General features: G+C 48.6%; 8 protein-coding genes and 1 rRNA gene. 3 read left to right on the top strand and 6 right to left on the bottom strand.

Going from position 1 to position 6000, the window contains the following annotated elements; translation table 11 throughout:
- From rrf to COW15_RS07065, 3 genes are all read left to right on the top strand, one after another.
- Positions 1–90 (top strand): 5S ribosomal RNA (gene rrf, locus COW15_RS07075); the annotation flags it as partial.
- Positions 91–727: 637 nt separating this feature from the next.
- Positions 728–1240: a DUF1993 domain-containing protein gene (locus COW15_RS07070; RefSeq protein ID WP_293631270.1), complete on the top strand. Its 513-nt coding sequence runs from the start codon at positions 728–730 to the stop codon at positions 1238–1240.
- Between the two features lie 405 nt (positions 1241–1645).
- Entirely contained in the window at positions 1646–1855 is a 210-nt protein-coding gene (locus COW15_RS07065) for a hypothetical protein (RefSeq protein ID WP_105251048.1), read from the top strand.
- A 121-nt stretch (positions 1856–1976) separates the two neighbouring features.
- Here COW15_RS07065 and COW15_RS07060 read toward each other — a convergent pair whose 3' ends face one another.
- The 6 genes from COW15_RS07060 to COW15_RS07035 form a co-directional block, all read right to left on the bottom strand.
- Positions 1977–3293, bottom strand: a complete 1317-nt coding sequence (locus COW15_RS07060) for a sensor histidine kinase (RefSeq protein WP_293631253.1) — start codon at positions 3291–3293, stop codon at positions 1977–1979.
- A gap of 5 nt (positions 3294–3298) precedes the next feature.
- Positions 3299–3958, bottom strand: a complete 660-nt coding sequence (locus tag COW15_RS07055) for a response regulator transcription factor (RefSeq protein WP_293631252.1) — start codon at positions 3956–3958, stop codon at positions 3299–3301.
- Entirely contained in the window at positions 3958–4224 is a 267-nt protein-coding gene (locus COW15_RS07050) for a PepSY domain-containing protein (RefSeq protein ID WP_248991715.1), read from the bottom strand. The genes COW15_RS07055 and COW15_RS07050 overlap by 1 nt, the downstream gene beginning before the upstream one ends.
- Positions 4217–4780, bottom strand: coding sequence for a diacylglycerol kinase (locus tag COW15_RS07045; RefSeq protein ID WP_293631251.1), 564 nt, complete (start codon positions 4778–4780; stop codon positions 4217–4219). The genes COW15_RS07050 and COW15_RS07045 overlap by 8 nt, the downstream gene beginning before the upstream one ends.
- A gap of 66 nt (positions 4781–4846) precedes the next feature.
- Entirely contained in the window at positions 4847–5293 is a 447-nt protein-coding gene (locus tag COW15_RS07040) for a DUF1924 domain-containing protein (RefSeq protein WP_293631250.1), read from the bottom strand.
- A gap of 53 nt (positions 5294–5346) precedes the next feature.
- The gene (locus tag COW15_RS07035) at positions 5347–5934 is read right to left on the bottom strand and encodes a cytochrome b/b6 domain-containing protein (RefSeq protein ID WP_293631249.1); all 588 of its coding nucleotides are present in this window, start codon (positions 5932–5934) and stop codon (positions 5347–5349) included.
- Positions 5935–6000: the final 66 nt, after the last annotated feature.

Raw genomic sequence — 6000 nt, 5'->3', positions numbered from 1 at the left:
ACCTGATCCCATCCCGAACTCAGAAGTGAAACGCAATCGCGCCGATGGTAGTGTGGGGTCTCCCCATGTGAGAGTAGGTCATCGCCAAGCATCCAAATAAACACAAAAGCCCTAGCCTAAACCGCTAGGGCTTTTGTGTTTATACGCTTCGCGAAAACCTACCTCGATGTCGACCCGCCGCTAAGCGGACTCCCCGGCTACGAAGACAAGCTTCTTCGCGTTCAATCATGGCTAAATACTGCGTATTTATAGCGCCATGAATTCACCCCCATGTGAGAGTAGGTCATCGCCAAGCGCCTAATTATCTCATTGAGATGTAACGAAGCCAGCTGAATAAGCTGGCTTTTTTGCGTTTGCTATTTGTCACATTCAGCCTCGTTTGCACTCAATTCGTGTGTTCCCTCCTCTTTTTCTCTCCATCACACCTTCTTGCACTTTCCACCATATTAATAATAAGTACTGATAGGCGGTTATTTATACACTTGTCTTGTCAATGCTTCGATTTCGCTACAGCGATCTGAGTTTCAATCTGCATTCGCTTAATAAATGCTCTTTCTCAGCAGGTTCCATCTTTTTTTGCCATTTTTAGCTGTTTAATAGGGTTGATTTGGAGGTGTTTATTGTTAAGTAAATACTTAAATTCCAAGGGTGATTGAAATTGAGTTTTTTGCCCCAAGATAGTCTTAAGTGCTGCAGTTTTGTAGCGTCCATCAATGAGGTCTATGCCATGCTTTATGATTTAACGGTTGTACAATTTAGCAAGATGCTGAAAAATTTAAGCGTTATTCTTGAAAAAGGCGAATGCTTCGCAAACCTTAAGAAAGTCGATATGGCGGTGCTATTAAACTCACGCCTAGCGCCGGATCAATTTAACCTGATTCGCCAAGTTCAAATTGCCTGCGATACTGCCAAAATTGGCGTGGCACGTTTGACCGATAACTTAGATACAGTGCCAAAGCACGATGATAGCGAAACGACCTTAGTTGAGTTGCAAGCACGTATTAGCTCTGTATTAGATTATTTAGCGACGTTCAAAGCGGATGATTTTGCTAATGCGGCCACGATCCATGTCTCACAACCGCGTTGGGAAGGAAAATATCTTACGGGTTATGAGTTTGCAATTGAGCATGCAATTCCGAACCTTTATTTCCATGTAACAACAGCCTACGCGATTTTGCGCCACAACGGTGTTGAAATTGGTAAGAAAGATTACCTCGGCGCTATGCCATATAAGTCGTAAATCTAGGCTAGATGTAGTACTGTTGCGCAGCCTAATTGTTGCGCAACAGCGCTTTGCGGCTCAAGCTTACCAACCTTTCTGCATTACCACCTGTTCTTTCTCTACCTATGTTATGCCGCTTTGTCGCTGGAAAATTTAGGGCTCGTTAGGGTTCTGTTACGCCGATGAAGTCAATCAATACTCAGTTTTTCATTTCGACCCTACGTCTCGATCCTTGTCACCAGTTAGCATGTGATTTAATTTTGTTGGCTTAGGTGAATGATATGGACGGTAAGTTTATGAGTCGCCAAATTATCTATTACTCAAATAGTGAATGGCAAATTGACTCATTAAAGATGACCTGTTTGTCTTGAGCAGGGAGTTACTGGAAGAGCCTATTTAAGGTTCTCATTAAAGGAGTTAGCTATGTCTATCGAATCTCAAGCCGTCGAGAGTCCAACGGATGCAACGACAACTGATTTACCGATGAAGAGCAAGAAAGCCAAAAAAGCCGCCATTACTAGCGGTTTGCGTCTCAAAGACAAGTTGACCCAAGACACTCGCCGCCGAATTGAAATTCTGCACGAGCAACGCCAACTATCCAATCGTTTCGGCGTGGATATTGAAATTGACTAATACCATTGGTTTACCGCGAGTTTATATTGATATACATATTGGTAAGCAAAGGGCTTAATGACGTGAAAAATGGGGCCTGTACACCAGTCTAAATGATATGGCTGCGGGCTGAGTATACCGCTTAACTTGGGAACGGCAGAAATACGCTGGCTTCGAGTCCCCCTTGTTGCGCGTGGCTAAAGCTAAGTTCGCCCTGATAACTGTCGACGATATCTTTGCAGATAGATAATCCTAAGCCATGGCCTTGGATGCTTTCATCTAGCCGAATGCCACGCTCGATGATAACGGAAAGTGCGGCATCGGAGACGCCTTCACCATCATCGCTGACCAAGATCCCATAACCTGCGGTGGGAGCCGTTTGATGCACTATACGGATCTCAATGTTCTGGCGCCCATGTTTGCAGGCGTTATCCAGCAAGTTGCCTAAGAGTTCGAGTAAGTCATCCCGATCAAACGGCATCACTAAGCCGCTCGCGTAATGGCTATGAATAATGCGGTCTGGGTAGATGCGCTGCATCACTTGGATCAGCGGCGCGAGATCGTCATCGAGCACGGTATAGCGCCCCGGAGTAGACAGGCCGACTATCTTAGTGCGCTTAAGCTCTCTCTCAATGATGTGGTGCAGGTTTGCGAGCACCTTGCTGCCCTCACTCCGCTGTTCAGGCGGTAGGCTTTCTAGGTAGGACTGCAGCCCTTGTAGCGGACGTTTCATTTCGTGGGCTAAGTTACCCAGGGCATTGCGGGAGCGTTGTACTCTTTGGCCCAATTGATTGACTAAACGATCTATCTCTTCAATCAGCGGGATGATTTCGCTCGGCATTTGGTCTGGACTGATTTCTTGCCCTTGGGTGCGCATCTGCCGGATGGCTTCGGGCATCTGCTCTAAGGGTGTAAAGCCGCGTTTAAGTAATTGATACTGTGCCAGTAATAGGATGACAATCGTGAGTAATACGGCCGCGCTGGCAAAGGCTAAAAAGTGTATTTGGGTTTGTTCTAGCTCGCTAATGTCTTCTGTCACCCACAGGGTCACTAACTGATCTTCTTTGATAACGGCCTGACTGAACATCAGCCAATGTTCTTTGCCGACAAACTCAGTGGCTTGATGTTGCTCACCCGCGGTCAGTTTTGGCATGTTCACGTTATGGTCGAATAGGGAGCGTGAACGCAGGGTTTGCTCGCCGATTTGAATCGCAAAATAATGCCCAGAATTAACCCTGTGATACACATTGGGCAAGCGGTCGGAGGTGAGCACCCATGTGCCATCGGGATTGTGATTCAGAGCGGAGATCAGGCTGTCGGCATCGTGTTGTAGACGCGAGGCAACAAAGTCTTGGGTTAATATTTGGATACCTTGGTACAGAAAATACAGTAGCAGCACCATGGCAAAGGTGAGTGTGATCAGCAGATTGCGCGTCAGATAACCCTTGAGTGAATACACGCCTGTTACTCCTTGAGTCGATAACCTTGGCCGCGGCGGGTTTCGATATAATCCTTACCTAAGCGTTGGCGCAGGCGGTTGACGTACACTTCGATGACATTGCTGTCTTTGATTTGATCTTCTTCATAAATGCGTTCACTGAGCTCTGACTTAGAGACGATTTTGCTGGGGTTGACCATTAAGTAATGCAGCAGACGATATTCAATCTTAGTCAGCTCTATCACTTCACCGTCGACATTGGTGACGGCTTGTTTGTCGACATCGAGGGAAACGCCCGCATGTTGTAGCACATTGTCGGCGCGGCCAAAGTGGCGGCGGATCAACACTTCGAGCCTTGCGAGTAGTTCTTCAATGTGAAAAGGCTTGCCGAGGTAATCATCCGCACCCGCCTTGAGGCCATCGACCCGTTCGTGCCACGCATCACGGGCGGTGAGAATAAGCACTGGCATGGCTAAGCCTTTTTGTCGCCATTGGCCGAGGACTTGTAAACCGGGTTTGCCGGGCAAGCCGAGATCGAGTATCACGGCTTCGAAGTTTTCTTCTTCGCCTAAAAAGGCGCCGTCGATACCGTTATCGGCGTGCTCGACTGTATAACCCGCCTTGTTGAGGGCGGGAATCAGGCGCGCGACCAGATCGATATCATCTTCAATCAATAGCAAACGCATCAGTCGACCTTTTCCTTTAGCCACTCGCCAGTTTTGGCGTCAATCTTGATTTCATACACTATGCCATCCTCGCGGAGGATTTCGAGCTCGTAGATGATACGACCATGTTTCTGCTCGACTTCTAAGTCCAGCAGCCGCCCCTGCAGGCGTGATTCGTAGCGTTGCATTATGGTGTCGAAGGGCAAAACCTTGCCCTCCTTAACCCACTCGACCACCTTGCTGGAAAGATCATCGTCGTGGGCATCAGTGCTTGGGCTGCTAATCATCCCAACGGCCAAAGCCAGGAATATTAACGGTATCTTCATCGAATATGCCCTTCTCTGCGAGGTTGTGACAATGGCTGCATTGACTGAATGAGCCGACTTTGGGGTTATCTTGCACCATACGTCTTGGGATCTCATCGTGTTTGCGAATAAAAAATGCCTGTTCTGTGATCTTTTGCGGCCCCATTCCCGCGAGCAGCGGCGTGCTGTTTTTCATCACCTTACCATTTTGCGCTGCATGTTGAACCAGATATTCCTCAAGTCTAGCAGTGACTTGAGGATCTACGCTGGCGTTGTCACCAAAGTGGTTCTCAAGATTTGCCGTAATGGCGCGCCACTTGTCGGCGGGGAGTAAATTGGCTGGATAAGCCATGTGGCAGCTACCACATTCTGCCGTGTATTCCGCATTCTGTGGAACGGCGCGGCTGAGTTCGCGGCCATCGTCGGCATAGCCTGTGCCGGTTAAGGTTAGGCTGACACCGATAACGCCAATGGCTAATGCCGCAGCTGTGAGTGATGAACCGAGGATCCAGCTAATGGGGTGAGCTTGTTGAGTCATGACATTTTCCTTTGGTACCGTTACCTTTAATTGAAGGCAGTGAATTTAACTGGTCGAAAAATTGCGTTATTGCTGGCTTAACCAGAGTAAGGCATCACCCTTTTCCTGCGGTGTGCAGTCGCGTTTAAAGGTCCAGTTACAGTTACGGGTGAACCATTTCTCGATTTTGGTTGAGTCGGTTAACCGATCAACGGTAATCGACGGCGCCATAGGGTCAATGGGTTTACGGGTATTTTGGTGCATCCCCATATTGGTGACTTTGGCGGTATGGCAACTGGCGCAGCTGCGGCCGTCCATGTCCTGTAGCCAAAGCTTTTGTCCTGCGGCCGCGGTAAAGGGTCCTGCGCCTTGGGCTTGATAGCGTTGCAGTTGCATGCCGATGCGCTCGGCGCTGAGTGGCAGGCTTTGCACTTTACTGTTGGCGGCGCTAACGCTGAGGCTAGTCAGCAACAAGGCGGAAATCGCCACGCTAGCAAGGCGTCTTTTATTGCTGTGTTGAGCGAATCTGTTCATAGGGCATTCCTTTTGGGCTGGATGTCTTGTGGCTAAGCAAAATGGCTAACCCATTAATCTTCTTGCTTCACTGGGCGCTGTTTCTTGCCCGTGACCATGGCTCTGACTAAGTTCTCTTTGTGCAACAGGCTGCTGACGATGACGCCGCCGACATGAATGACCACAAGGAACAGGGTGAAGTTGGCAAAGAACTCATGGACTTCTTTTATGGCGCCTTCGGGCCAAGTGGCGAAAAAGCTCGTGGCTAATGGGCCGTGTCCGTCGGTGGCGTACAGTGCCATGCCCGAGAATCCCGTGATGGCTATGCTGGCAATTAAGGCCACTATCATCATTGCCCCCGCGGGGTTATGGCCTATGTAGTCTTTGGCTTTGCCCGTGACGAGTCCTTTGAGGTACACCAGCACTTCTTTAGGGCGAGTGATAAAGTTGCTAAAGCGCGCATTGTGGGTACCTATCACGCCCCAGAGCAGGCGAAACACCAGTAAAATTAAGATGCTATAACCTGCGTAACTGTGGATGGTCATCCATTCGTCTTCGCCTTCAGTGAGGTAGGCTAGGGTAAAAAAGCCGACGAGTGACCAATGGAATATGCGGATCAACAGGTCCCAGACTTTGATGGTTTGCAGTGTGTTTGATGACATGATGTGACGCTCCTAAGTGGGTTTAGGTATAGGCTACTTAACCCAAACTTAAACCTCGCTTAAATT

This window comes from Shewanella sp. CG12_big_fil_rev_8_21_14_0_65_47_15 (genome assembly GCF_002783505.1).
Lineage (GTDB): Bacteria > Pseudomonadota > Gammaproteobacteria > Enterobacterales > Shewanellaceae > Shewanella.
This window is presented reverse-complemented; position numbering and strand designations above follow the sequence as displayed.

Coding starts and splice junctions, on each gene's coding strand:
- COW15_RS07070 (WP_293631270.1), top strand. CDS start 728: ATGCTTTATGATTTAACGGTTGTACAATTTAGCAAGATGCTGAAAAAT.
- COW15_RS07065 (WP_105251048.1), top strand. CDS start 1,646: ATGTCTATCGAATCTCAAGCCGTCGAGAGTCCAACGGATGCAACGACA.
- COW15_RS07055 (WP_293631252.1), bottom strand. CDS start 3,958: ATGCGTTTGCTATTGATTGAAGATGATATCGATCTGGTCGCGCGCCTG.
- COW15_RS07050 (WP_248991715.1), bottom strand. CDS start 4,224: ATGATTAGCAGCCCAAGCACTGATGCCCACGACGATGATCTTTCCAGC.
- COW15_RS07045 (WP_293631251.1), bottom strand. CDS start 4,780: ATGACTCAACAAGCTCACCCCATTAGCTGGATCCTCGGTTCATCACTC.
- COW15_RS07040 (WP_293631250.1), bottom strand. CDS start 5,293: ATGAACAGATTCGCTCAACACAGCAATAAAAGACGCCTTGCTAGCGTG.
- COW15_RS07035 (WP_293631249.1), bottom strand. CDS start 5,934: ATGTCATCAAACACACTGCAAACCATCAAAGTCTGGGACCTGTTGATC.